Raw genomic sequence first — 23,781 nt, 5'->3', positions numbered from 1 at the left:
CCTCTCGGAGCAGCTCGACTTCCGTTTGAGGGATTACGCACCCAAAAAACGGCCCACCATAGAATGATGAGCCGTTTCTAACTATTGATCCAAATACGTCAATACCGGTTTCCTCGCAGCCTTTGTTTCGTCGAGCCGGGAAATAACCGTTTCATGCGGCGCTTCCAAGACAAGGTCCGGATCTTCTTCTGCTTCTTTGGCAATCGCGATCATTGCGTCCGCAAACTCGTCGAGCGTTTCTTTCGCTTCGGTTTCGGTGGGCTCGATCATCATACACTCTTCCACATTGAGCGGAAAATAGATTGTTGGCGGATGCATCCCGTAATCGAGCAAACGCTTGGCGATATCAAGGGCGCGCACACCCAGTTTCTTTTGCCGTTTCGCCGATAAAACAAATTCATGCTTGCAATATTGCGGGTAAGGAATATCGTAATAAGGTTCCAGCCGTTTTCTTAAATAGTTGGCGTTCAAAACGGCATCTTCGGACACTTGGCGCAATCCTTCCGGTCCCATAGAACGGATATACGCATAGGCACGGACGTTAATGCCGTAATTGCCGTAGAACGGTTTAATGCGCCCAATAGACTTTGGACGGTCATAATCCCATTTATACTGCCCGTCTTCCTTCACAAGCAATGGCCGGGGCAAATATGGAACAAGTTCCGCTTTCACACCGAGGGGCCCGCTTCCCGGCCCACCTCCTCCGTGCGGCCCGGTAAACGTTTTGTGCAAATTCAGGTGAATAACGTCAAAGCCCATGTCTCCTGCCGTTGCTTTTCCTAAAATCGCGTTGGAATTGGCGCCGTCATAATACAGCTTGCCGCCCGCCCCGTGAACGATTTCAGCCATTTCCACAATGTCTTCTTCAAAGAGCCCGAGCGTATTCGGATTCGTAAGCATTAACGCTGCCGTGTCCTCACCGGTCACTTCCCGCAAATGGTCCATGTCAACGAGTCCACGTTCATCCGTTTTCACCGTTACCGGGTCAAATCCGGCCACACTTGCCGAAGCCGGATTTGTGCCGTGTGCGGAATCCGGGACGATCACTTTCGTACGGTTAAAATCCCCGTTCGATTCATGGAAGGCGCGAATAATCATGAGCCCGCTCCATTCCCCGTGGGCACCGGCTGCGGATTGTAACGTAACTTCTTTCATGCCGGTGATGGCAGCCAGAGATTCCTGCAACTCGTGCATTAATTGCAGCGCACCTTGCACGTGCGATTCCGGCTGATAAGGATGCAGATGGGCAAGGCCCGGCATTCGGGCGATCACTTCATTGATTTTCGGATTATATTTCATCGTGCAGGAACCGAGTGGATAAAAACCGGAATCCACACCGAAATTTCGTTTTGACAATGCCGTGTAATGGCGTATCAGCTGTAGCTCCGACACTTCCGGAAGTTCAGGTGCCTTGGTTCGCACATAATCATCCGGCAATAAATCTTCGACATCGACTTCGGGAACGTCATTTTCCGGCAACGATGCTCCGCTCCGGCCTTTTCTGCTTAATTCAAAGATGAGCGCTTGTTCTTTCCTTTTCATAGGGATGTCCACTTCCTTTCTATATCTAAAAGCATTTATGACGCAGCTTATTTAGCGGCCGTTTCCTTTAAAGCCTCCACAAACTGATCGATTTCCGCTTTCGTACGCAGTTCCGTCACGCAAACGAGCATATGATGATCTTGCTCTCCATTAAAGCGGCCCAAGTCCAATCCACCGATTATTCCCTTGGAAAATAACGACTGATTCACGTCTGTGACCGAAGAACCGACATCGATGACAAACTCATTGAAATGCGGACCGTCATACACGAGGTTAAAACCGGCGGCCTGCAAAGACGTTTTTGCATAATGGGCTTTTTGCATGTTTTGCGTAGCCATATCCTTGATGCCATGTTTTCCGAATGCAGACATGGCTACCGACGAAGCGAGCGCGTTTAATGCTTGGTTAGAACAAATATTAGAGGTAGCTTTATCCCGCCGGATATGCTGCTCACGTGCTTGAAGCGTTAGCACATAGCCACGTTGCCCTTCTTCATCGACCGTTTCGCCGACAAGTCTGCCCGGCACTTTTCTCATAAAAGCTTTTTTCGTAGCAAAATAACCGCAGTGCGGGCCTCCATACTGGCCCATAATGCCAAACGGTTGGGTGTCGCCTACGACGATATCCGCTCCGAATTCACCCGGAGGAGTAAGGGCGCCGAGCGCAAGCGGGTTGCTTTTTACAATAAGCAACGCATCTACGGCATCTGCCGCTTCACGAAGCGCTTTCAGATCTTCGATCGTTCCGTAAAAGTTCGGGTACTCTATGACGACCGCGGCAACATCATCATTAAGCATCTCTTTTAACATTTGGACATCTGTTTTCCCTGCCTTGCTTGGGATCGTGTTCAATGTAAGCCTCGGACCGTTCACAAACGTTTGCACTACGTCTCTTGCTTCCGGATGTACGGTTTCGGAGATCAATATCGTCTGCTTTTTCATTCTCTTCTGTGTAGCGGCCATCAATGCGCCTTCAGCGAGAGCGGTGTGGCCGTCGTACATCGAGGAATTCGCAATTTCCATGCCGGTGAGGGTTGCAATCATACTTTGAAATTCAAAAATCGCTTGCAACTCTCCTTGCGAAATTTCAGGTTGATATGGCGTATAGGCCGTGTAAAATTCGGACCGTGAAATGACTGCATCCACCGTTGACGGGATATGATGGTCATATACACCGGCACCGAGAAAGGATGGGTAATCTTTCACCGCTTCATTTTTGGATCCTAACGATTGAAAGTACTCGACGAGTGATTGCTCGGGCAAAGCTTTCCGTATGTTCAAGTCCGATTGGGAACGAACGTTTTCCGGGATATCGGAAAATAACTCGGCAACGTCACCCGCCCCCACGGTCTCCAACATTTCCCGGCGGTCATTTTCTGTCATCGGTAAATAGCGATGGGTTTTTTCCATCTTGAATCCCTCCAATTGTCTTTTTATAACACCTTATCGAGAATAGAACGGCGTCGGTACAACTTTGGCCTTTAGTTTCCGTTTTCGGACACCTACGATGATTTCGGTGTCATTGGAAGCATAATCCGTATTCACGATTGCAAGACCGAGATTTTTTCCGAGCGTCGGGGACTGCGTTCCTGACGTAACATGTCCGATTTCATTGCCGTCGTCATCAAAAACGGGATAACCCGTGCGCGGAATCCCTTTGTCCAGCATCTCAATGCCGACAATTTTTCGAGCCGTTCCATGTTCTTTTTCTGCTGCCAGCACTTTTTTTCCAATAAAATCGGCGTCTTTTTTCACTTTCACCGCAAAGCCGAGTTTTGCTTCCAAAGGACTGATCGTCTCCGTAAGTTCTTGGCCATACAACGGCAAGCGAGCCTCAAAACGCAGCGTATCCCTCGCGCCTAGCCCACAAGGTTTAATGCCGGCGCTTTCTCCGGCGGCAAGTAATGCATCCCAAACGGCAACCGCGTCTTCCGTACGGCAGTAGATTTCATACCCGTCTTCTCCGGTGTAACCGCTACGGGAAACGATCGCGTTTCGGCCGTCGACCGCTACGTCCGCCTGAAAGCGAAACGTGCCGATCGCCCCCACATCTTCATCTGTTAATGATTGCAATACCTCAACCGCTTTCGGGCCTTGCAATGCAAGCAACGCGTAATCATCGGAAACATCCGTCACCGTCGTACCCGCTTGTGCGTGCTGCTTGAGCCAAGCGATATCTGTTTCACGGTTGGCGGCATTCGGGATGACCATGTATGTTTCCGGTGCCATTTGATAGACGAGAAAATCGTCCACTATTCCGCCATTTTCATTGCACATCAATGAATACTGGGCTTTGCCCACTTCCAATTTGGAAGCATCGTTCGTCAAAATTGTTTGTACGGTATCGAGTGCAGTTTCCCCTTCAATCAACGCCTCACCCATATGGGAAACATCAAAAAGGCCAACCGCCTCCCGCACCGCATGATGTTCCGCTTTAATGGAATCATATTGGACGGGCATTTCAAAACCTCCGAAAGGAACCATCTTCGCCCCCAACGCCACATGCCTATCATAAAGAATAGTACGCCGCTTTTCTGCCAAGTCAATCTCCTCCTTTATTTATTTACTAAAAAAAGACAGAACTCTCCAACGTTTATCGTTGAAAAGCTCTGTCGGTCTACCAGAAAGTTTCTTTTTTGCTGATAAGCAAAAATTGTCTTCGTTGGTGGCCGCGAGGGGCGCTCTCCAGAGTCGCGTCAAACAGAAGTACATGTGCCTGAGAGATTCACCATTCCGGTTTGCTCCTTCGGCGCCGTTCCGGGAAGAACGATCTCTCCCTCTGTTATCATCCGCTTATGCCAATGTATAAAACCGCTTAACATTCACACACTAACGTAGTTAGGAAAACTGTTACACCCAGTGTAGCACGTCATTTAACCATTGCCAATCTTTTTTATACTTTTAAATAAAAATAAAGGTTAAAAAAGGAGGAATTATGTACATAGATATCCATTTCTCCACCGACTGGGAGAACAAATTTAAACAAGCGTTGGATCATGAAGGGCCTTGGTCTTCGTGGGAGATGTATCAACTTGCATATGAAGCGCAAACACGCATTGCGGTCCCATCGTTCGACGGACTCGTCGCCCCTACGCATTTGCCGGAACTTTCCCTGTACGATCATCAATTTGAAACGGCAAGACGTGTCGTTGAAGATATGAATGGGAAAGCCATCCTCGCTGACGAAGTAGGGCTCGGGAAGACGATTGAAGCCGGACTTGTTTTAAAAGAATACATGATCCGTGGACTCGTCAAAAAGGCACTTATCCTGTCTCCGGCATCGCTCGTGAATCAATGGACGCAAGAGCTGAATGAAAAATTTTATATTCCCGCTGTCCCCCAACGAAAAACGTATGTATGGGACGGGTGCGATGTCGTCGTCGCATCGATGGACACAGCTAAACATTCTCCCCATCGGGAAATCGTCCTTGAACAACCTTATGACATGATCATTATTGATGAGGCCCATCGGCTGAAAAATGCCAACACGAAAAACTATGCATTTATCAAGGCTTTAAAAAAACGCTTTTGTTTACTCTGTACAGCCACCCCTGTGCAAAATCGGATCGAAGAACTTTTTCACCTCGTTTCGATTTTAAAACCTGGCCATCTCGGCGACGAAAAAAGCTTTAAAGCTAAATACAAACACGACGCCAAAGCAACCGAAGACATTCAGAAACTCGTGCAAAACGTCATGGTCCGCAATCGCCGTGACAATACGAACGTGTCCTGGACAAATCGACACGTTGAAAATGTAAACGTGGAAATGTCGAAAGAAGAGCGTGCCATGTATGATGCCGTGTGCGACTTAAAACAAACGGTACAAGAACTCCACGGTTTTTCATTAACGACGTTACAAAGGGAAGCTTGCTCCAGTAAAGAAGCCTTGGGGGTAACGATTTCAAATATGATGAAAAACGGGATGCTAAGCGAAGCGCAAGCCACTCCCGTTGTAAACGCTATGCATGAGATTCAAACAAATGCAAAAGCAGAACAAGTGTTGAAACAACTCCGGGCCTCTTCGGAAAAGACGATTATTTTTACGGAATACCGGGCAACCCAGCTCTATTTGCAATGGTTTCTTGCCCAGCATAAAATAAAATCCGTGCCGTTTAGAGGCGGATTTAAACGCAGCAAAAAAGACTGGATGCGCATGCTGTTTCGTGACCACGTGCCGGTCATGATCGCCACCGAAGCCGGCGGCGAAGGGTTAAACTTGCAGTTTTGCCACCATATGATCAATTATGACCTTCCCTGGAATCCGATGCGCGTGGAACAACGCATCGGAAGGATTCATCGCCTTGGCCAAGAGAATGATGTGCACATTACGAACTACGCGATTGAGAATACGGTAGAAGCACGCATCCTTAATCTCCTTTATGAAAAAATCAACATGTTCGAAGGCGTCATCGGACGTTTGGACGACATTCTGGAACGCTATTCCGGCCAGGAATTGGAGAGATACGTAGAGGATGCCCTGGATTCCGGTACGGAAGGGGAGGCACGGCTCAAACTTCATCATTTAACCGAGCTCATGAATCAGGAGGGAGACCAACATGGAACAGGCAGAAGTTCATAACTATCTTCGCCGTTTTTTTCTAGCCGGAGGAGCGGAACTATTACAAAGCACACCATCCACACTGGACGTTCAACTCAATAAAACGCTCGATCTCGAGCTCATGAACCGTCCTTTTTACTGGCATTATTTAGAAAAAACCAGCGGAGAACCGAAACCGCTGAAATTGAACTTGTCCACGGATATACGAGCCGATACACCTTCTGCAGAAAAGGTGCATTTCGGCTCCCCCCGTCTTCATCAAATTTTTTCTTCCGCAGCTGACAAAGGCGCGGTCACACGGCTTTATGAAAACCATCATGAAAAAAAACAAACAGCTTTATACCCCTGGCTCGGTTTAAACGTGCGCATTTCCTACACTTGCCACCGCAGACGCGATATCATCCGCAGCTTTGGCATTCAATTAATTAGCGGGGAAACAATTGACCTTTTCATGAAACGACTGGCGCCACTCCCGCTCGTTTCCGCGATCCCCGATTATACGTTTACAATGGCCCATTTGATTCAACCGATGAGCGCCGTACAAAGAATCAAAAAATACCTTCTTAACGATATTCGCAACCAAAAACACGCGTGGGCAAGTGAAGCCACCAATCGAATGGAAGATGATTTAGCCTTGCTTGACCGCTTTTATGAAACGCCCGATAAAGAAAACGATGATGCATACAGCTTGGAAAAAGAAGCGATCCGGCAACAATATCAACCGGCGATCGAACTAACCTTTATTAACGGAGGGATCTTTTATTTGCGAAAGGATTCATACTAGTGCAGCCTGTCGGAAATAAGCGATCACACCGACGACCGGAAGTCTGGATTAGGGCTTCAAACTGGGGTTAGTGTGGATTAAACCTTCACAGCCCGAGTTAAGGTATCAAAGGCTATCGTCAATGACCGAATGGTTTCTTGCGAAGCAGGACTCCCCGGTCTCCATGAAACGGTTCATGGAGACCGAGAACGAAAGCCAATTGCTCGTTCGGCCGCCATGAGGCAGCTATGCCGACCGAATTCTTTCGATACAAGCCTTTTCGGTCATCATGAAGCGGCTATGACGCCCGAACTCTCTCGATTCAGGCCATTACGGTCGTCATAAAACGGTTATGGCGACCGAACACAAGAATCGACCGCTTTTTCGGTCGCCATGACGCGGTAAATTGTCCGTTAGGGAGCCAAAAGCGTTGACGCCCGAACTTCTTCCAACTGTCCCCCATGATCGGGTAATCAAGCCACCTTACACTAGATTAGAGGTTGGAAGTTAGAAGTGAGAAAAACCCTCTCCGTCCAGCCTTTAACTTCTAACTCTCCAATCTTTAGAAAACTTGGCGCCAAGCTTTTATAGCGAAAAGCCTTAGTTGCACTTATGCAGGAAAGAAAGTCGATTTATACTTTCTTTCCTGCGTAGAAAAAAACACCCGTCATTGCGACGAGTGTTCTTCTACATTTCCGGTGCTCCACTTACAAACAAAGTCATTAAACCAAAAAAACCAAAGACAAGAATGCTGAGTGCCGAAAACCCGACCCCGACAAAGTTCCTTCGCTTTAACTCACGGAAAAAAGCAAAAACCGAAAGAATTGCCACTGCCGTAACGATTGATCCAACTGCCATATCCATTCTCTCCTTTTCGTATCATTGATTTCCTTGCGTTTCTTTCATTTTCCTTGATTTCATGTACAATGGTTTATAGATTCAAGAAGGAGTTGATTTTCATGATGAATTGGAAGCAAGCCCCGTTGGGACCTGTACAAACCAACGCCTTTGTTCTTTACAATGAAGACGGGGAAGCGATTATCTTTGATCCGGGCGGGGACAGTGAACCTTTTGAAGCTGCCTTGAAAAAAGAAAATCTCAAACCTCTTGCCATTCTTTTAACCCATGCACATTTTGATCACATCGGTGCCGTTGACCATATCCGCGACGTGTTCAACATCCCTGTTTACCTTCACGAACGTGAAGCGCACTGGTTGCAAGATCCCACGAAGAATCTTTCGGTCAACATGAGTCCCGAAGGTGTAACCGCCCGACCTGCCGAGCATTTGATCAATGGCGAGCAAAGCCTAGCCATAGGTCCTTTTGCTTTTCGGGTATTGGAAACCCCGGGGCATTCACCGGGAAGTGTCTCGTACTATCACGAACCTACCGACACGGTTTTCTCCGGCGACGTCCTCTTTCAAAGCGGCATCGGACGCACCGATCTCCCCGACGCCGATGAAGCTACCCTTCTCAACAGCATCCACCAAAAACTTTTGGAACTCCCGGAAGATACAAGCGTTGCCTGCGGTCACGGACCGGTTACAACGATTTCAGCTGAGATGGACGGTAACCCGTTCCTTAATGGGTTGGGAGAAGGCGGTTAAAGAAGCCGCCTTTTATGGTCGTTGCCTTAATGGCCGAGAGCCGGTTCCATGAGAAAAATCGTATAGTAAGAGAAGCCAACCATAAATAAAGTTAAGTAAGCACCGAATATGTATAAATACGTGCGTTCGGAAAGCCCCATAAAACCAAGTCCTACAAATGCAGCCGTATTAGCAAAGAATAACAGGGACACTTCATACATTTCTCCCACAAAAAATAATACGGCGAAGACCCCTGTCCAAAAAGCCATCACACGGTACATGCGACTCATCTTATTTTCCTCCTCCACTTCTCGTCATGTTACTGTTCTTATTATATATGAGGGATGGATCAATTGTAAATTACTTTCTCCTCTTTCACGTGACAAAACGACAAATATTTGTCACCGTGATCGGCGCATGCTGATTTTTATCGCGGTGGGAATTGCCCCGAATACAGTGAACAGGCGAGATTTTTGTTTTTTCTTTAGCTTCCGCCGTTGTTTCCTGCTCATCTCTTTTGGCGTTGCAAATCGATCAAGCCTGCGTAAAAAGGATTCAACGAGGTATTTAAAATAAGGGTTTGGATTCATGAGGCGGTGGTCCTCCTTCCATTTGTTATTTAGCCTTCCCGTTTATTTCTTATTTTATCCGGAAAACAAGCGCTGACCTTGTGATCAGCGCCGTCATTTATTCAATCACTGAATTTGTCTTCATTTTCAGGATCGGCTTTTTTTACGTAATAGTAGTGGTGCACATTTCCGCCTCCGTCGACTTCCGCATTCAATGTCACCACTTCATAATCGCTTCCGTTCGCCGGGGACAAGCGATAATAAACGGTACCCTCTTCAAACTCCCAAAAGCCATTGTCCGACGTGCGATCGTCTTTATACGCTTCCCACCACTTCTCCTCACCTTTATCCAACAACAGATTTGCAACCATAAACATTCGCTGCGCCTCCAAACCTTCCCGTTCGAACGTGAGCAGCACGGCTTGGTGACCGACCATGCCTGCCAGTACGAGACATAGAACGAGAACCAACGGCATTATAGCTCCCTTTTGATCCAAATATCTTCCTCCTCAGGTGCTTTGGTCGGACGCAACCGCTTCTTATATTGTTTCTCATTCGCATCGACGGTGATCATCACCCCGTCCGATACGAGTTGGGCATGAAAACCATCGATATTTTGCAAAACCGAATGGCCGCCGCTTTTTCCGCTTCTGATCAAATTGCCTCCGCTTCTTCTATAGCCACGTTCTACACCGTCAATATCCGTGATAATCAACCTATTTTGTTCCACTGCATAGTCACGCGCATATTTCGCTTCTTTTGAAATTTCTTGAAACCAAGTCTGGATTTCCTGATCATTGCGGGACAAGTCTGAACCCGGGGAAGTGACCGTTTGTAAAAAAATAGGGACAACCGCGATCACAGCGAAGAACATAAACATGGCAATGACCATTTCCAAAAGGGTAAAGCCACGGTCGTTTACAGGGGAAATTCGAGGCATAAATCCTTATCCCTCCCTGCCGGGCCTTGCCAATAAATACATGTCAATTGGTCTTGATGGCGCACAACATAAGACGTATCGGCAACCGTAACGGTTTCAACGTCGCTGTCCTCAAGCTCGTAGCCCACTTGCTCGATAATGCGATAAGCGTCGCGATCCGCTTGCACTTCCGCTCGTTCCGTATACAAAATCGATAATAAAGGAACAATCCCGGCCGTTGCCACGGATAAAAGCAAAAGAGCTGTCGTGACCTCCATTAACGTAAATCCTCCGTCAGTTGTTTCTTTCGACTTTTTCAACGTAAAACCTCCCGGAACCAACGAGAAACATAACACGGTAAAATTGATCGTTGCTTAATATTGAAATTTCACCAGAGTCGTCCGTATTTCCGCTCGATCGAAAGCGAATGGTTTCCGGGGACATGGACACGCCTTGAAAATACACATTCTCCGGAAACGGGACTCGCTTCACCGTTTCTCCATCTACCACGACTTGATAGCTCTCCGAGGCATTTTGGATATCGAGGCGGGTATTAACCGATTTCCCCATTGCTTGTTGTTGGGCGTAATGGAGATCTTGTTCAAATTCGGAAACAAACGCCTTCATTTCCCGCCCTGTGTCTTGATGAACATAGGAGAGGGTCGGTATGCCTAAGCAGATCGAGAAGATAAGCAAGACGACGACGAGTTCCATGAGCGTATGGCCGTGGTTGTTGTCATTCATTAGCGCTGACTTTACCATTAGCATCGAGGCTCAAGCTGTTCCCATCCGGACATGTAACACTGTCAACATAATCGTTGTCGACTAAAACACTTAAACTGCTAGGATAATCGCCCGTTTCCACCTTGTAACTCCCGACTTGCGCCTGCACCAAATCCACGGTCGCTTCACAGCCTTTGCTCTGGGCGACGTTGCTGTTTTGTACCATGTTGGGGATCGCGACGAGCAGTAATATGGAGATGATCAACAAAACGATCATCATCTCGATCAACGTAAAGCCGTCATCCTGTTTTTTCACCGTGTTTCTCCTCCTTTGCGGTTGTACACGAGTGTGACCAGTTTTTTGGTATCATCATGTTGTTGAAATTCCAGGCAATTAATACATTTTTCCAAATAGATCATACGAGCTTCCATCTTTTCGCATTTTCGTTCCAAGCGTTGGATTCGCCGCAATAGATTCTGTTCGTTTATAGCCATTGTTTTACACTCCTTTGTTATCCATCCAATGAAGAAATTAACTGAAAAATCGGTACGAAAATGGACAAAAACAGCAATAGCATAAACCCGCCGATAGCAAGAAACAAAACCGGCTGAATCATGACCGTCGTTTTTTTCGTGCGTTCGTTAAGCTCTTCCCAAAGCATCTCGCTGTAATGGACGAGATCCTCGGCCAATTGCCCTGCCGCTTGTCCATGACGGATGACATCAGCGAATTCTTTTTGATAGTAAGAAGCGCTTTCGATCGCTAGGTGTAAATTTTTCCCTTCGTTTAATTCTGCTTGTAGACGCTCTCCTTCCGCTTGCAAAAACGGCATTTGCGTCTGTTTGATAAACACTTGCAATGCATCATGCACACTTAACCCACCTTTTAAAAGCTGGCTCATTTGCAAGCTGACCGTGTACGTAATATATAAGTTAAGCCAAGACTTGACACCGGGAATTTGCCTAATTCTGTTCATTTGTTGAAAAGCTTTTAGTTTTTTAAACCTCCGTTGATAATAAACATAGAATACAAACGCTAGAATGATCAGCATGGCGAAAACATATGGCATCCCTCGGAAAACGGTAAAAGCAAACGTTGTGATCGCCGGGTAATCGATGTCCATCGTCATGAATAATTCTTCGAATTGGGGAAAAACAAACAATGTCATAAAGAGGAAAAGCGTGGCGATGATCCAGATAAGAAGAATCGGATAGCGTGCGAGGGTGCGCGCCTTATCTTTAAAGCGCTCTCTTTGCCGAAGCATGCGGCCCGCGTAGTAAAAACCTTGGGATAACTTGCCGTAGCGTTCGGAAAAGTACAAGTAGGCACGGATGTCCGAGGGGATGTTGAGGTGATCTAACGACTCTACCCACGGCCGCCCTTCTTGCAACGCTGCAACCCATGAGGAAATCGTGGTTCTCGCTTCCGGATGCTCTCCATGCATCATCAGTTTCGCTCCGTGATTTAACGTGTACCCCCTTTGCAACAAGCGTCCTACGTTTAGGAAAAAACGGGCTTTATTAATCGCTTTCCATTTATCTTTACGTTTAAGCATGATTAAGGCGCCTCGCTTCCTTTGGTAAATAGCCGAGCGCGACCCCTTCCATGCGTTGGTTCTCCAGACCATCATCGTAGGAAAGAGGGATGTTTTGCACGCAATCATCGAGTAGCGATTGCAACGGTTCATTTGCCAAAAAGCCGAAGATCGCCTTTCGGTGATCATGCTCATCATGCACAAGGCGTTGGGCAACGACGGCGGCTATGCTTTCATATAAATAATTCGCCGGCACACCAAACTCCAATAATCGCACAAGCGCGCCGCTCGTGTTGCGCGTGTGTAATGTTGTCAGCACGAGGTGCCCGGTCATCGCCGCACGCACTGCTATCTTTGCTGTTTGTTCATCCCTGATTTCACCGATCATTAATACATCCGGGTCATGGCGAAGCGCTGCTTTTAATGCATCTGCATAATAAAGGCCGGCTTGTTCATTCACCTGCATTTGTGTAAATTCTCTCCGCGGTTTTTCAATCGGGTCTTCCACGGAAATGACGTGGCGATTTGTTTGCTTGGAAATCTCCTGAAGGAGGGCATACAAAGTCGTGGTTTTTCCCGAACCTGTAGGGCCGGTAAAAATAATCAACCCATGCTCGCGTTCAGCCAACGCGTGCAGGTCCCGGGCAGTCGTTTCCAACAGCGGGAGTTGCGCCAGTGCAAGATCTTCATTGGCAGGCAGGAGACGGGCGACGAGGCGCTCCCCTTCTCCAATCGGTACGATTGACAGGCGTACGGACAATCGCCCGATCTGTTCCATTATGAGGGAACCGTTTTGGGGAAGACGTCGTTCACCGATATCCATTCCGGATTGAAATTTCAGGTGCGCCACCATTTTATCCGCATCTATGCGGGGAACGCGGCGGGTTTCCTTTAAATCGCCTTCCGTCCGGAACAGAATTGCGGTATGGGCGGGGTAGGGGTGAAAATGAATATCTGTTGCGTGACTTTCGTAGGCAAAGCGGAAGAGTTTTGTACATTCTCCTTGCGTAGTCGTCAATCAAACACCTCCCTGATTTTCGTCAAGGGGGCTCTCTCACAATAATACTATTCGACAACAAAAATTTTTTTCCTTCTTTTTTCGCAAAAAAAGTATAAACTTTTTTTTGCTGCCTATAATACTGTGTGTAGAATGGGATGTAGCCAAGCGGTAAGGCAATGGACTTTGACTCCATGATGCGTAGGTTCGAATCCTGCCATCCCAACCAATACATAGAAAATGCTCGCGTGGAGACCTATGCGGGCGTTTTTATGAATTTAAGTAGGAAATGGCTGATAAACCTTTTGTTTTGGCTGATATATTGCAGAATTTGGCTGATATCGAGGCGTTTTCAGCTGATAAACGGGATGAACACTTTTATCCCCGTCCCGGTTTTTGTCATTCACTCACCGTTTCGCTAATGACCCACCAGAAATTGTCGTGGTCATCCATTCCCGGGAATGGCGGGTCGCTAAAAGATGGGTCCTCTCCGCCCTGACCTGCATGATTTATCCACGTATGCAAGTAATAAACCTCAACCTCGTCGACACCATCCGGCAACTGCGCGGATACCGCGCCTTCATATCCGTAAATGTCATTTTCCTCCATCCGGTTCGGGAATTCAAAAATCAAGCCTTCCTCGACAACCGTGCCTTCATCTTCATAAATGACATCTCCATCTTGCCTGAGTTCCAGTTGCTGCTGATCAAATTCATCACCCGAAAAAATTTCACCATCCTCGTAGGCGATAATGCCGATATAGTCTTCGCCTAGCAATTCGCCTTCCGGTAAGGTCGTCCAATTCCAACCGGCACTGAGGGCTCCGTCATCCATATTGGCATTGATTTGCGCATAGTCCCGGAGATCCTCGTGCTGGATCGTATCCTCTTCGGTAACATAAAGCCAACCGCCAATAAAAAGGGAAATCATCAAAAACCCAGGAATAATGATCATCCATGCGTTACCGCTCTTAAACATCTTTCTCCCTCGTCTCCGTCAATATTTTCGTGAATCTCCTGCATGTGTCCTCAATATGATCGCTCGTTACGACTTCACTAATGACCGCCAGTCCGCTTACACCTGTAGCAGCCACTTTTTCGGCGTTGCTCAATTTAACGCCGCCGATGGCCACGGTAGGGATCGATACGTGACCGATAATCCCCTTTAATCCGCCCACTCCGATTTCTTTTTCCGTATCGTCTTTGGAACTTGTAGCAAAAACCGGTCCGACCCCAATGTAATCGGCACCTTGTTGCTCCGCTTCGATCGCTTCTTCTTTCGTGTGCGTGGATATGCCGATGATCTTGTCTTTCCCCAACACCTTTCGTGCTTCCATAAGCGGAAAATCACCTTGGCCAACATGGACACCATCGGCGTCAATCGCTAACGCAACATCCAAATGATCGTTCATAATAAAAGGAACGCGGTAACGGCACGCCAATTGCTGTAACGCTCGTCCTTTCTCAATCAACCCTTTTTTATCGCTTCCTTTATCCCGCAGTTGTATCGCGGTTGCGCCCCCTTTTAAGGCAGCTTCCATGACCGACAACAACGAGCGGTGCGGATGTAAATTCTCGGCAGATATGACATAAAGGCCTGATGACCACACAACCATTCCTCCTAAATCATTCCATATGACACTTGAAATCTCTTTCCCCTTCTGAAAGAATTGTAGAAGATTAAGAAGCAAGGCGCAACAAAAAGGAGAGATTGCTCAGTGAGCACAACCGAAACGCTAATGGATTGGCACGACGATTACGGCGCCAACAACTATTCCCCGTTACCTGTCGTCATTGCCAAGGGCGAAGGGTCTTGGGTGGAAGACACGGACGGCTATCGTTACTTGGACATGTTGGCCGCCTATTCTGCGCTAAACCAAGGGCACCGACACCCGGCCATCATCGAAGCATTGCATCAACAGGCTGAACGCATAACCCTTACATCACGGGCCTTTCACAACGACCAAATCGGGCCTTTTTATAAAAAACTGTCCGAAATAACCGGCATGGAAAAAATATTGCCGATGAATACCGGCGCCGAAGCGGTGGAAACAGCACTAAAGGCAACAAGACGCTGGGGGTATCGTGTAAAAAACATCCCGGAAAATAAAGCGGAAATCATCGTTTGCACGGAGAATTTTCACGGACGGACTCTTGCGCCTGTTTCCTTGTCATCCAACCATGAGTATCAAGCGGACTTCGGTCCGTTGCTTCCGGGCATTACCATCGTTCCTTACGGTGATATCCAAGCGTTAAGAAACGCGATCACGCCCAACACAGCCGCATTTTTGTTTGAACCGATCCAAGGTGAAGCAGGCATCCGCATTCCTCCGGACGGCTATGTGCGCGATGTTCGCACGCTTTGCGACGAAATGAATGTCCTGATGATTGCCGATGAAATTCAGTGCGGACTTGGAAGGACCGGGCGCATGTTCGCCTGTGACCACGAAGACGTGACGCCCGACATGTTTATTCTAGGCAAAGCACTGGGCGGAGGGGTGGTGCCGATCTCAGCGATCGCTGCCAACGCAAACATTCTCGGTTTATTTGAACCCGGGTCCCACGGGTCAACGTTCGGGGGCAACCCATTGGCATGTGCGGTCGGAAGAGCCGCCCTTGATGTCATTGTTAACGAAAACTTGCCGGTTCGGGCTGAAAAACTTGGAGGCCCTTTCTTGGAACGTTGTCAAACCATTAACCATCCCGCTATTAAAGAAGTCCGTGGCAAAGGGTTTTTCATCGGCATTGAGCTCCACGAACAGGCACGCCCTTATTGTGAGGAGTTAATGAAAATTGGATTGTTGTGCAAAGAAACCCATGAAAATGTTCTCAGACTTGCGCCCCCGCTTACGATTTCTCAAGAAGATTTGGATTGGGCGTTTGAGCGTCTCGAAAGCGTTTTTTCATAAGGATGGGGGCTGCCCTTTTCGGACAGCCCCGCCTATATTTCCGTTCACCATGCCTCTCTTATACCACAGCCATCCTTTAAGTTGCCACATCTTTCTTATTAAAAATCCACCAAGTTAAAATGATGAAAATAAAAAAGTAAACAATTAGCGTAATCACCGAGAATGTCATTGTTAATCCTTCGAGGTATGGCACACCCCCGATATGCTGACGTAAATTCAAATTGGCAAACAAGATATATTTTGCCCAATCATATTGTTGAAGGGCCAAAACAATATTAGGGCCGGCGAATCTTAAAAAGATTGTGACCCCAATTGCCAACGCACTATTATGAAAAATAGTTGAAATCATGAAGCCAATGGTGACCATCATGAGTATATCAACACTCACAAAAGCAATAGAACTTGTGAAATGTGGCAAAACATTTTCCACTGTACTGCCATCCATGGTTGTAACATTCGCCTGCGATGGCGCCTCAAATCCGAAAAACATGCCTCCAACGACAAGTGAAAGTGTAATGGAAAGGACGAGCATAATGAATGAAAACATAAGGGATGCAACATACTTCGACAATAATATTTTTGATCGATTGATAGGACGGATGAGTAAAAGTTTAATGGTGCCTTTCGAAAATTCGCCCGAAATACTCCCGGCGGCGATAATCACCGCAAACATGATGATGAAGGCTACGAAAACTTCTATATTGTCGTAAGCAAAATTCCACATCGATGCAGGAGGTGTAGGCGAATAATTTTGGATGAGTGCAAGGATACACACAGCAGCAATGATTATTCCTATCATTATTCGCGGACCGACACGCCGATATATTTTCATGTTTTCGTTTTTAATGCAAGCGAATACTTCAGACAATTTGCTGACCTCCTGTCCATTCGAGAAAAGTATCCTCTAGTGTCTTTGCCTTTGTTCTCACACGATATATGTTTACGTCATTTTCTACAAAACATTTGATGACTTGTGGAATTTGCTCGTCGTCTATACGGACGTCAATCGTTTTCTCCTGTACTTCGCAGGAATGTTTTGGAAACGTATGTTTAAAAGCCTGATCAGCTATATCAACACGATCGACTGTCATTGATACGACTAAATCTTTTTCTGGTTCTCCAAAATCATGGATAGATTGAACGGTGAGCAATTTTCCATGGTGAATAATGCCAACACGATCACACATCAATTCCATTTCGGCGAGCAAATGACTGGATACAAGAACAGCCATCCCTTCTTCTTGTGTTAATTTTTTTAAATGCTGACGGAATTCACGTATGCCTTCCGGATCCAAACCATTGGTTGGTTCATCCAAAATAAGCAGGGCTGGGGAATGGACCAGGGCTTGTGCTAATCCTAAACGCTGACGCATGCCCAGCGAATAGGTTTTTACTTTGTTATCAATCGTATTTTCCAGTCCAACCAATTCGATGATTTCGTACATGCGTTTTTCTGAGACATCTCCAGCCATACGTGCATAATGAAGCAGGTTTTGATGCCCCGTTAAATAATCATACATTTCAGGGTTTTCGACAATGGCACCTACATGAGATATCGCTTCTTCAAAATCTTTGTCAATGCTTGCCCCCTTTATCAATACCTGGCCTTCTGTCATCGAAATTAAGCCCACCATCATACGGATGGCGGTCGTTTTGCCTGCCCCATTCGGCCCTAATAAACCGAATACTTCACCAGGATATAGATCAAAATTGACGTTGTTAACGGCCCTCTTTTCACCTAAAACCTTACTAACGTTTTTTACTTGCATCACCGGTTCATTGGTTTCCATTTCTTTGCCCCCTTAAAACCTTGATCCCTTGTACAACATTCCAGATGGCAACACCAAGAAGCGTGAGCATAACGAAAATGGTGCCGCTAATCTCAAAAACCAAATAGCCTTGCTCAGTCGTGATAAGGTTTAAAAATAGGATCATAACCGCGTACAAAGGAGCAGGAATCAATTGAGAAACCAATGCTCTTTTTCCATGTTTTTTAATTTCAGCGGTTCCCGCTATTATGGTAATAATGGGGAACACCACAGGAGCAAAGAACAAACTGAAGTAGTTGAGGGAAGATAAAAGGCGTCGGTTGGAAAAAAGTCCTGTGCCTCCTTTTACTTTGATATTTTTCTGGAAGCTATGGTCTCCTTTAATGAGTTCATCCAAACTGATTTCAAACAGCTCACTTAAATGGATTAAATTTTGGATATCAGGATACCCCAAATCATTCTCCCATTTGTAAACAGCCTGTCGCGTTATATAAAGCTGCTGAGCCAATTTTTCTCGGGAAAGATTTTCCTTTTCACGTAGCTTTTGAATCTGATCCCCTATTTTCATTGCGCGACCTCCTTATGCTTTTAGTGTATATCATCAAGCACCCACAATCGATAAACCGTTGGTTTAAAGCTGTCAACTGTTGGTTTACACCTTTAAAATATCCGAAAGTCAACGTCTTTTTTATCCTTTAGCCCTTTAACAAAGGCAAACATTCTTAAAACGCAAAAAATCCGCCATGATACAAATTGATCACAGCGGATTTTGTATTTATATAGTGAAACTTCCAAACGGATTGCCGGAAAAAAGACTTTTCCTTATTCCATAAATCTTGCTCCCGCGATTCCGGGATTGGTCATCTCCTGGGGATCAAGAATCTCTTCCAGTTCTTCCTCGGATAATATTCCGCGCTCGACACAAATATCTTTCACCGAGCGACCGGAGTCAAGCGCTTCTTTTGCTACCCGGGAAGCGACTTCATAACCTACGTGGGGGTTAATGGCTGTAATAATCCCAACGCTTTTATGTACCATTTCTTTCGCTTCTTCCCGATTGGCCGTGATGCCTTCCAGGGCATGGTTTCTGAAAACATTCAACCCGTTTTCCAGTACGGATAACGATTGTAATAAGTTAAACACGAGCACAGGCCCCATCACGTTGATCTCCAATTGCCCGGATTCAGAGGCCAAGCTAATAGTGTGGTCATTCCCGATGACTTGGAAAGATATTTGATTGACGACTTCGCACATGACCGGATTCACTTTTCCGGGCATTATCGATGATCCCGGCTGGCGAGGCGGAAGATTGATTTCATTTAATCCTGTCCGCGGTCCCGAGCTCATCAAACGTAAATCATTGGACATTTTGGAAAGGTTGATCGCCAGCACTTTTAACGAGCCGGAAAGTTCTGTGTATGCATCGGTATTTGCCGTAGCATCGACAAGGTCTTCGGCGCTTTTTAATTTGAGCCCCGTCAAATCGGCCAAGTATTTTGCCACCGTTTCAATGTATTCGGGCTCGGCATTCAACCCCGTACCGACGGCTGTTGCGCCCATATTGACGACATTTAAATTATCCACTGCCCGTTCAATTCTATGAAGGTCCCTTTCCAGCATGCGTCGATAAGCGCCCATTTCCTGGCCAAGTCGAATCGGAACAGCATCTTGCAGGTGGGTGCGCCCCATTTTGATCACATCATCGAAGGATTTTTCCTTCTTCTTCAGCGTGTCAATCACTTCTTCAAGCACATTTTGCAATCCCTCGGAAAGCTTCAACGCCGCGATATGAATGGCTGTCGGAAAGGCGTCATTCGTCGATTGCGCCATATTCACGTGCGTGTTAGGGCTTAACCGGTTATAGTCTCCCTTTTCATATCCCATTATTTCAATCGCCCGATTTGCAATAACTTCATTTGCATTCATGTTAAACGAGGTACCGGCACCGCCCTGAATGGCATCCACGACAAATGCATCGTTGAGATCGCCTGCGATGACCTCTTCTGCTGCCTTGATAATCGCGCTTGCAAGTGTTTCGTTCAAACCGCCAACGTCTCTATTCGCCATTGCAGCGGCTTTTTTCACGAAACCAAACGCTTGAATTAATGATTTGTGGGGTGGATAACCCGTAATCGGAAAATTTTCTTGCGCACGTACCGTTTGGATTCCATAATATGCCTCTTTCGGCACTTGTTTTTCGCCCAAATAATCCCGTTCTATACGATATTCCATGGCTTTTTATATCCTCCAATTCTAGATGTGAAAGGTGAGAGGTCTCTCACCTTATTTTTTCACCAAATAATGACCCGATAAGTGCAACAGCCGCTTCTGCCGTTTTGTTTTTTTCATCGAGGATCGGATTCACCTCCACAAACTCGCACGAGGTAACGTTTTCCGTTTCCTCCAACATTTCCATGGCCAAATGGCTTTCCCGGTAAGATAAACCGCCGACGACCGGGGTTCCCACTCCGGGGGCATCAATAGGATCAAGCCCGTCCAAATCCAAGCTTACATGAATGCCGTCACAATCGCTCAAGTAAGCGTTCGTCTGATTGATTACTTCACTCATCCCCAAACGGTCGACTTCATGCATCGTGAACACTTTTATGTTGTACTTTTGAATGAGCGCTTTTTCAGCATCATCCAATGCGCGCGCTCCAATAATCACGATGTTTTCGGGCTTGATCGCAGGTGTTTCTCCGGCAATGCCCGTTAGGGATTTGTGGCCAAGTCCTAAACTAACGGCCAGAGGCATTCCGTGAATGTTTCCGGAAGGGGAAGTTTCCATCGTGTTCAAATCTCCGTGGGCATCGTACCAAATCACACCGAGATTTTGATACTGCCTTGCAATGCCCGCGAGGCTTCCAATGGCAATGCTGTGGTCACCGCCGAGCACAAGTGGGGTGGCATTGTTTGACGTGATGTCCTCCATTTTCTTTGCCAATGTTCGATTCGTCTCGACAACGGCTTGCAAATGCTTTAAATGGTCCTCAGTTTCTTGCCCGTAGCGATTCGGGACAGTCACATCTCCATGGTCACAGACATTGTAACCGAGCGCTTCCAAACGCTCGCGCACCCCTGCATAACGGATCGCGCTCGGGCCCATATCAACACCCCTGCGATTTTGTCCTAAATCCAAGGGCACACCCAAAATCGAAATGTTTTTCTTTTGCAAATTATGTACCCCCTCTATTTTAACGGGCAACTTCAACCGTCAAAATAACCAAGCCGTTTCATAACAAGCCATGCTGCCCCGTAAATGCCTGCAGCATGGCACCCTGTGACTTAGAAAACCCTGAAACACCGACACCAGTGCTTTTCCGGGAATCCACGCTTCCTGCCCGGCTACCCATGATTGTTTTATTCCAATTTTCGTTGCTCCGCCTGCAAAACAAGTTTGCAAGCATAATAATCCTCTGCCTCCAATAGCCCAGTTTCTTTTAACATGGACAATTCTTCTTCCATCAGGATAATATCCGCTTGTGGATCTCTCGTATAGATCACCGAATGATAGTTTAACAATAACTGGCGTATATCGTGGATAGAATTAATTTTCATGACACTAATATTATAGCAACTTTCCCGCGGAAACAAAAATGAGTACAAGCAACGGAACATAAGGGAGCCATTCAAACCTTGGCCAATAGGCATACAAATAACTTTGCGCCAAAAAACCGATCACTAACCCTGTCGCAAATACAAGAATGGAAAAAATATACGTAAAAACCGCGGACACCCATACGTTTACAAGTCCGCCGCTCAAAAAAAACAAGGCAATCACACTTGCCCAAATACGATAATCATTACGCCCGAAAAAACCAAGCCTTGGACGATAAGCCATCATTGCCGACGCAATAAAGATAAGCGTCCCCACAAACCAAAACGCCTGGACCCAAGCCTCCGAAACGAAACTAAAATAGCCGTTACTTAATGAGAAGCCCAAATAACCCATGCCCGCGAAAATCACGAGCATTATAAGCATCCACCTCTCCCACTCGCCAAGACGTTGGTAAAACAGTAGTGCTCCGGTCACGGCCCCGATGACAAACACAGCCAGCATCCTTTCCCACCTCCCATTCACACGGTACAACCTTAGCATTAACGTATGCGCATTCCAGGTTTTCCATGAGCGTAAAGGTGGGGATAGGAACCGACCGAAGCGTTCAAGCTCCTTGTAGTTCTTCCAGCAAATCTTCATATTCTTCATTATCGGGTTCTAGGTCAAGGGCACGTTCCGCGTGTTCAAGCGCCTGTTCATCCTCTCCCATCTCTCCGTATACAAGCGCGAGATTATAGGCTGCCTCGTGAAAATCAGGATTCTCGGCCAATGCTTCTTGATAAAAGCCTTCGGCTTCCTCGTAATCCTCGCGTCCAAACGCTGCATTTCCGATCATGAAATGCGCCTCGGGCATATCTGTCCCATCGATCACACTTGCCATCGTATCGTAAGCCTCATCATATGCTTCTTCTTCCATAAGCTCCTGTGCCAATTGAATTTCTACGATCGGTTCCGCCGGATCGTTTCCTTCGCCGTAATAGCCATAGGCGAATAAAATTGCGACAAGCGCGGCAATAGCGGGAATAACAACAAGTTGTTTTAATTTATACGCCTTATCAGGCATGCCCACCGTTGCGGCAGCAAGAAACCCTCCGACTAAACCTCCCATATGCGCGCCGTTGTCAACCATCGGAACGACCGTCCCGAAAATGACATTAATCAAAAGAATGACAATGACATTTCTTCCGATGGTGCGGAAAAAAAGACGGCGATGGTTGATCCCGAAGAAAACCAGCGCACCAAAACAGCCAAAAATCGCGCCTGATGCTCCCGCAGAAACTTGTTCGGTGAACGCATAACTGGCCGTCGAGCCAACGATGCCGGCAACCATGTATACCCAGATAAACCGCGCCGTTCCGAATATACGCTCTACTGCCGTTCCCAGAAAAAGAAGCGCCAATGAATTCATAAATAAGTGAAAGATGCCGATATGCAAAAACATCGACGTAAAAATACGCCACCATTCGCCAGCATCGATGAACGGATTATATTTTGCGCCGAATTCAATTAGCGCCAACACATCCGTCGAGTCCGCAACCGTTTCCACCCAGACAAAAACCATTAAAATCAACGCGAGCAAAACATACGTGAAACGGGACTTCCCATATGTAAAAACCTTGACGGCTTCCTCGTGCTCTTGTTCAATATTTCTTACAATGCGTTGTCTTTGGTTGGCTGTCTTTTGGGCGCGCAAATCGTCATCATCTTGGAGCATTTCTTCTTTGCTCGGCCAATGTTCATCTGCATTTAACAAGCTCAAAAATTTTTCGATGTCATCCCCGTGCTGAGCACCGATCGATGCGGCAAAAAGCCACGTTTGCATAGGCTTGCGCCTTGCCGCATCTGTATAAATAATTTCACTCGTTTTGCTTTTCCAATCATCTGCGGGTGCCATCGAAGTAATGTACACATTATGATAGACCGTATTCTTACGTGGAGAACCCTTTTTAAATGATTGGGATGCACGGGCATTATCCTTCATTAATTGGTCAAGCCCCCGACTCCAAGCCATGTCAATTTTGGAAAGGGATATCAAAAACTGTTCCTTGTCGGTTTCCTTTTCCAACCACAGTTGTTTTCGGTCATTCGTTACATGGACGGCTTGGAACCCATTTTTCGCTACGAGATGATGCGCGAGCTCCCAAAAGAGCACATCTTGATCTCTAACCTCCATCGCATTCATCCTTTTTCATTCGTTCCCTTTTGATGGCAATAAGCCACAAAGGTTCTCCGTCTATCATAAACGACAAGTGCATGCCAATGCGAATATTTACCATTGGAGCCGCCGAAAATAATAACCAGGGACGCTTAACGTGAGCACACCCCCGGAATTCCTTCATCGCGCCTCGAATTTG

28 protein-coding genes, 1 tRNA gene and 1 riboswitch are annotated in these 23,781 nt (G+C 46.7%); of the genes, 5 read left to right on the top strand and 24 right to left on the bottom strand.

The annotated features are described in order from the left end of the window. Positions 1 to 81: 81 nt before the first annotated feature. The 3 genes from gcvPB to gcvT are packed head-to-tail and all read right to left on the bottom strand — an operon-like array spanning position 82 to position 4,082. Positions 82 to 1,542, bottom strand: coding sequence for an aminomethyl-transferring glycine dehydrogenase subunit GcvPB (gene gcvPB, locus HUG15_RS10250; RefSeq protein WP_200128534.1), 1,461 nt, complete (start codon positions 1,540 to 1,542; stop codon positions 82 to 84). A 47-nt stretch (positions 1,543 to 1,589) separates the two neighbouring features. After that, complete coding sequence (gene gcvPA, locus HUG15_RS10245; RefSeq protein ID WP_200128533.1) at positions 1,590 to 2,951, bottom strand: aminomethyl-transferring glycine dehydrogenase subunit GcvPA; 1,362 nt, start codon at positions 2,949 to 2,951, stop codon at positions 1,590 to 1,592. Positions 2,952 to 2,984: 33 nt separating this feature from the next. After that, positions 2,985 to 4,082: a glycine cleavage system aminomethyltransferase GcvT gene (gene gcvT / locus HUG15_RS10240; protein WP_200128532.1), complete on the bottom strand. Its 1,098-nt coding sequence runs from the start codon at positions 4,080 to 4,082 to the stop codon at positions 2,985 to 2,987. Positions 4,083 to 4,235: 153 nt separating this feature from the next. Further along, a riboswitch (glycine riboswitch) is annotated at positions 4,236 to 4,330 on the bottom strand. Positions 4,331 to 4,476: 146 nt separating this feature from the next. Here gcvT and HUG15_RS10235 point away from each other — a divergent pair. Further along, entirely contained in the window at positions 4,477 to 6,120 is a 1,644-nt protein-coding gene (locus HUG15_RS10235; protein ID WP_200128531.1) for a DEAD/DEAH box helicase, read from the top strand. Further along, on the top strand, positions 6,098 to 6,883 hold the full coding sequence (locus tag HUG15_RS10230; RefSeq protein WP_200128530.1) for a YqhG family protein: 786 nt from the start codon (positions 6,098 to 6,100) through the stop codon (positions 6,881 to 6,883). Before HUG15_RS10235 ends, HUG15_RS10230 begins: the two co-directional genes overlap by 23 nt. Positions 6,884 to 7,549: 666 nt before the next feature. On the opposite strand, the gene HUG15_RS10225 is transcribed toward HUG15_RS10230, so the two are convergent. Beyond that, positions 7,550 to 7,720, bottom strand: a complete 171-nt coding sequence (locus HUG15_RS10225) for a DUF2759 family protein (protein ID WP_200128529.1) — start codon at positions 7,718 to 7,720, stop codon at positions 7,550 to 7,552. A 104-nt stretch (positions 7,721 to 7,824) separates the two neighbouring features. On the opposite strand from HUG15_RS10225, the gene HUG15_RS10220 reads away from it, so the two are divergent. Then, on the top strand, positions 7,825 to 8,469 hold the full coding sequence (locus HUG15_RS10220; protein ID WP_200128923.1) for an MBL fold metallo-hydrolase: 645 nt from the start codon (positions 7,825 to 7,827) through the stop codon (positions 8,467 to 8,469). A gap of 26 nt (positions 8,470 to 8,495) precedes the next feature. Here the strand turns inward: HUG15_RS10220 and HUG15_RS10215 are convergent, their stop codons facing one another. From HUG15_RS10215 to comGA, 10 genes are all read right to left on the bottom strand, one after another. Then, positions 8,496 to 8,738, bottom strand: a complete 243-nt coding sequence (locus tag HUG15_RS10215; protein ID WP_200128528.1) for a DUF2626 domain-containing protein — start codon at positions 8,736 to 8,738, stop codon at positions 8,496 to 8,498. A 111-nt stretch (positions 8,739 to 8,849) separates the two neighbouring features. Further along, positions 8,850 to 9,038: a YqzE family protein gene (locus tag HUG15_RS10210; protein ID WP_200128527.1), complete on the bottom strand. Its 189-nt coding sequence runs from the start codon at positions 9,036 to 9,038 to the stop codon at positions 8,850 to 8,852. 101 nt (positions 9,039 to 9,139) lie between these two features. Beyond that, entirely contained in the window at positions 9,140 to 9,514 is a 375-nt protein-coding gene (gene comGG / locus HUG15_RS10205; RefSeq protein ID WP_200128526.1) for a competence type IV pilus minor pilin ComGG, read from the bottom strand. Further along, entirely contained in the window at positions 9,493 to 9,957 is a 465-nt protein-coding gene (locus HUG15_RS10200) for a prepilin-type N-terminal cleavage/methylation domain-containing protein (RefSeq protein ID WP_200128525.1), read from the bottom strand. Before HUG15_RS10200 ends, comGG begins: the two co-directional genes overlap by 22 nt. Further along, a complete protein-coding gene (locus HUG15_RS10195; RefSeq protein ID WP_200128524.1) occupies positions 9,936 to 10,256 on the bottom strand; it encodes a prepilin-type N-terminal cleavage/methylation domain-containing protein in 321 nt (106 codons plus the stop codon). Before HUG15_RS10195 ends, HUG15_RS10200 begins: the two co-directional genes overlap by 22 nt. Then, on the bottom strand, positions 10,231 to 10,680 hold the full coding sequence (gene comGD / locus HUG15_RS10190; RefSeq protein WP_211202372.1) for a competence type IV pilus minor pilin ComGD: 450 nt from the start codon (positions 10,678 to 10,680) through the stop codon (positions 10,231 to 10,233). Before comGD ends, HUG15_RS10195 begins: the two co-directional genes overlap by 26 nt. After that, positions 10,673 to 10,975: a competence type IV pilus major pilin ComGC gene (gene comGC, locus HUG15_RS10185; RefSeq protein ID WP_200128522.1), complete on the bottom strand. Its 303-nt coding sequence runs from the start codon at positions 10,973 to 10,975 to the stop codon at positions 10,673 to 10,675. The genes comGD and comGC overlap by 8 nt, the downstream gene beginning before the upstream one ends. After that, entirely contained in the window at positions 10,972 to 11,154 is a 183-nt protein-coding gene (locus tag HUG15_RS10180; RefSeq protein WP_200128521.1) for a hypothetical protein, read from the bottom strand. The genes comGC and HUG15_RS10180 overlap by 4 nt, the downstream gene beginning before the upstream one ends. Before the next feature lie 17 nt (positions 11,155 to 11,171). Then, positions 11,172 to 12,215 (bottom strand): competence type IV pilus assembly protein ComGB, encoded by a 1,044-nt coding sequence (gene comGB / locus HUG15_RS10175; protein ID WP_200128520.1) that lies wholly within the window; start codon positions 12,213 to 12,215, stop codon positions 11,172 to 11,174. After that, on the bottom strand, positions 12,208 to 13,212 hold the full coding sequence (comGA, locus tag HUG15_RS10170; protein WP_200128519.1) for a competence type IV pilus ATPase ComGA: 1,005 nt from the start codon (positions 13,210 to 13,212) through the stop codon (positions 12,208 to 12,210). The genes comGB and comGA overlap by 8 nt, the downstream gene beginning before the upstream one ends. A gap of 133 nt (positions 13,213 to 13,345) precedes the next feature. On the opposite strand from comGA, the gene HUG15_RS10165 reads away from it, so the two are divergent. After that, a tRNA-Gln gene (locus tag HUG15_RS10165) sits at positions 13,346 to 13,420 on the top strand. A gap of 170 nt (positions 13,421 to 13,590) precedes the next feature. On the opposite strand, the gene HUG15_RS10160 is transcribed toward HUG15_RS10165, so the two are convergent. Both HUG15_RS10160 and thiE read right to left on the bottom strand, forming a co-directional pair. Continuing rightward, entirely contained in the window at positions 13,591 to 14,169 is a 579-nt protein-coding gene (locus HUG15_RS10160) for a hypothetical protein (protein WP_200128518.1), read from the bottom strand. Then, positions 14,162 to 14,800, bottom strand: coding sequence for a thiamine phosphate synthase (gene thiE, locus HUG15_RS10155; RefSeq protein WP_246516579.1), 639 nt, complete (start codon positions 14,798 to 14,800; stop codon positions 14,162 to 14,164). The genes HUG15_RS10160 and thiE overlap by 8 nt, the downstream gene beginning before the upstream one ends. Before the next feature lie 108 nt (positions 14,801 to 14,908). Here thiE and HUG15_RS10150 point away from each other — a divergent pair, with 108 nt between their 5' ends. Next, positions 14,909 to 16,099, top strand: coding sequence for an ornithine--oxo-acid transaminase (locus HUG15_RS10150; RefSeq protein ID WP_246516578.1), 1,191 nt, complete (start codon positions 14,909 to 14,911; stop codon positions 16,097 to 16,099). 76 nt (positions 16,100 to 16,175) lie between these two features. Here HUG15_RS10150 and HUG15_RS10145 read toward each other — a convergent pair whose 3' ends face one another. The 8 genes from HUG15_RS10145 to HUG15_RS10110 all read right to left on the bottom strand — a co-directional run bounded on the left by HUG15_RS10145 (position 16,176) and on the right by HUG15_RS10110 (position 23,600). Continuing rightward, positions 16,176 to 16,967 (bottom strand): ABC transporter permease, encoded by a 792-nt coding sequence (locus tag HUG15_RS10145; protein WP_200128516.1) that lies wholly within the window; start codon positions 16,965 to 16,967, stop codon positions 16,176 to 16,178. After that, on the bottom strand, positions 16,960 to 17,889 hold the full coding sequence (locus HUG15_RS10140; RefSeq protein ID WP_200128515.1) for an ABC transporter ATP-binding protein: 930 nt from the start codon (positions 17,887 to 17,889) through the stop codon (positions 16,960 to 16,962). The genes HUG15_RS10145 and HUG15_RS10140 overlap by 8 nt, the downstream gene beginning before the upstream one ends. Further along, positions 17,876 to 18,436: a helix-turn-helix domain-containing protein gene (locus HUG15_RS10135; protein ID WP_200128514.1), complete on the bottom strand. Its 561-nt coding sequence runs from the start codon at positions 18,434 to 18,436 to the stop codon at positions 17,876 to 17,878. Before HUG15_RS10135 ends, HUG15_RS10140 begins: the two co-directional genes overlap by 14 nt. Positions 18,437 to 18,690: 254 nt before the next feature. After that, positions 18,691 to 20,100, bottom strand: a complete 1,410-nt coding sequence (aspA, locus tag HUG15_RS10130; protein ID WP_200128513.1) for an aspartate ammonia-lyase — start codon at positions 20,098 to 20,100, stop codon at positions 18,691 to 18,693. Between the two features lie 46 nt (positions 20,101 to 20,146). Beyond that, positions 20,147 to 21,043, bottom strand: a complete 897-nt coding sequence (gene rocF / locus HUG15_RS10125; RefSeq protein ID WP_200128512.1) for an arginase — start codon at positions 21,041 to 21,043, stop codon at positions 20,147 to 20,149. A gap of 185 nt (positions 21,044 to 21,228) precedes the next feature. After that, on the bottom strand, positions 21,229 to 21,426 hold the full coding sequence (locus tag HUG15_RS10120) for a YqgQ family protein (RefSeq protein WP_246516577.1): 198 nt from the start codon (positions 21,424 to 21,426) through the stop codon (positions 21,229 to 21,231). Positions 21,427 to 21,436: 10 nt separating this feature from the next. After that, positions 21,437 to 21,928 carry a hypothetical protein gene (locus tag HUG15_RS10115; protein ID WP_200128511.1) on the bottom strand — a complete coding sequence of 164 codons (492 nt, stop codon included), beginning with the start codon at positions 21,926 to 21,928 and terminating at the stop codon, positions 21,437 to 21,439. A 103-nt stretch (positions 21,929 to 22,031) separates the two neighbouring features. After that, positions 22,032 to 23,600 carry a rhomboid family intramembrane serine protease gene (locus tag HUG15_RS10110; RefSeq protein ID WP_200128510.1) on the bottom strand — a complete coding sequence of 523 codons (1,569 nt, stop codon included), beginning with the start codon at positions 23,598 to 23,600 and terminating at the stop codon, positions 22,032 to 22,034. Between the last annotated feature and the right edge of the window lie 181 nt (positions 23,601 to 23,781).

This window comes from Salicibibacter cibarius (genome assembly GCF_016495725.1).
Classification (GTDB): Bacteria; Bacillota; Bacilli; order Bacillales; family Marinococcaceae; genus Salicibibacter; species Salicibibacter cibarius.
Note: the sequence above shows the minus strand (reverse complement) of the source record. Positions and strands in the feature narration are given on the sequence as shown.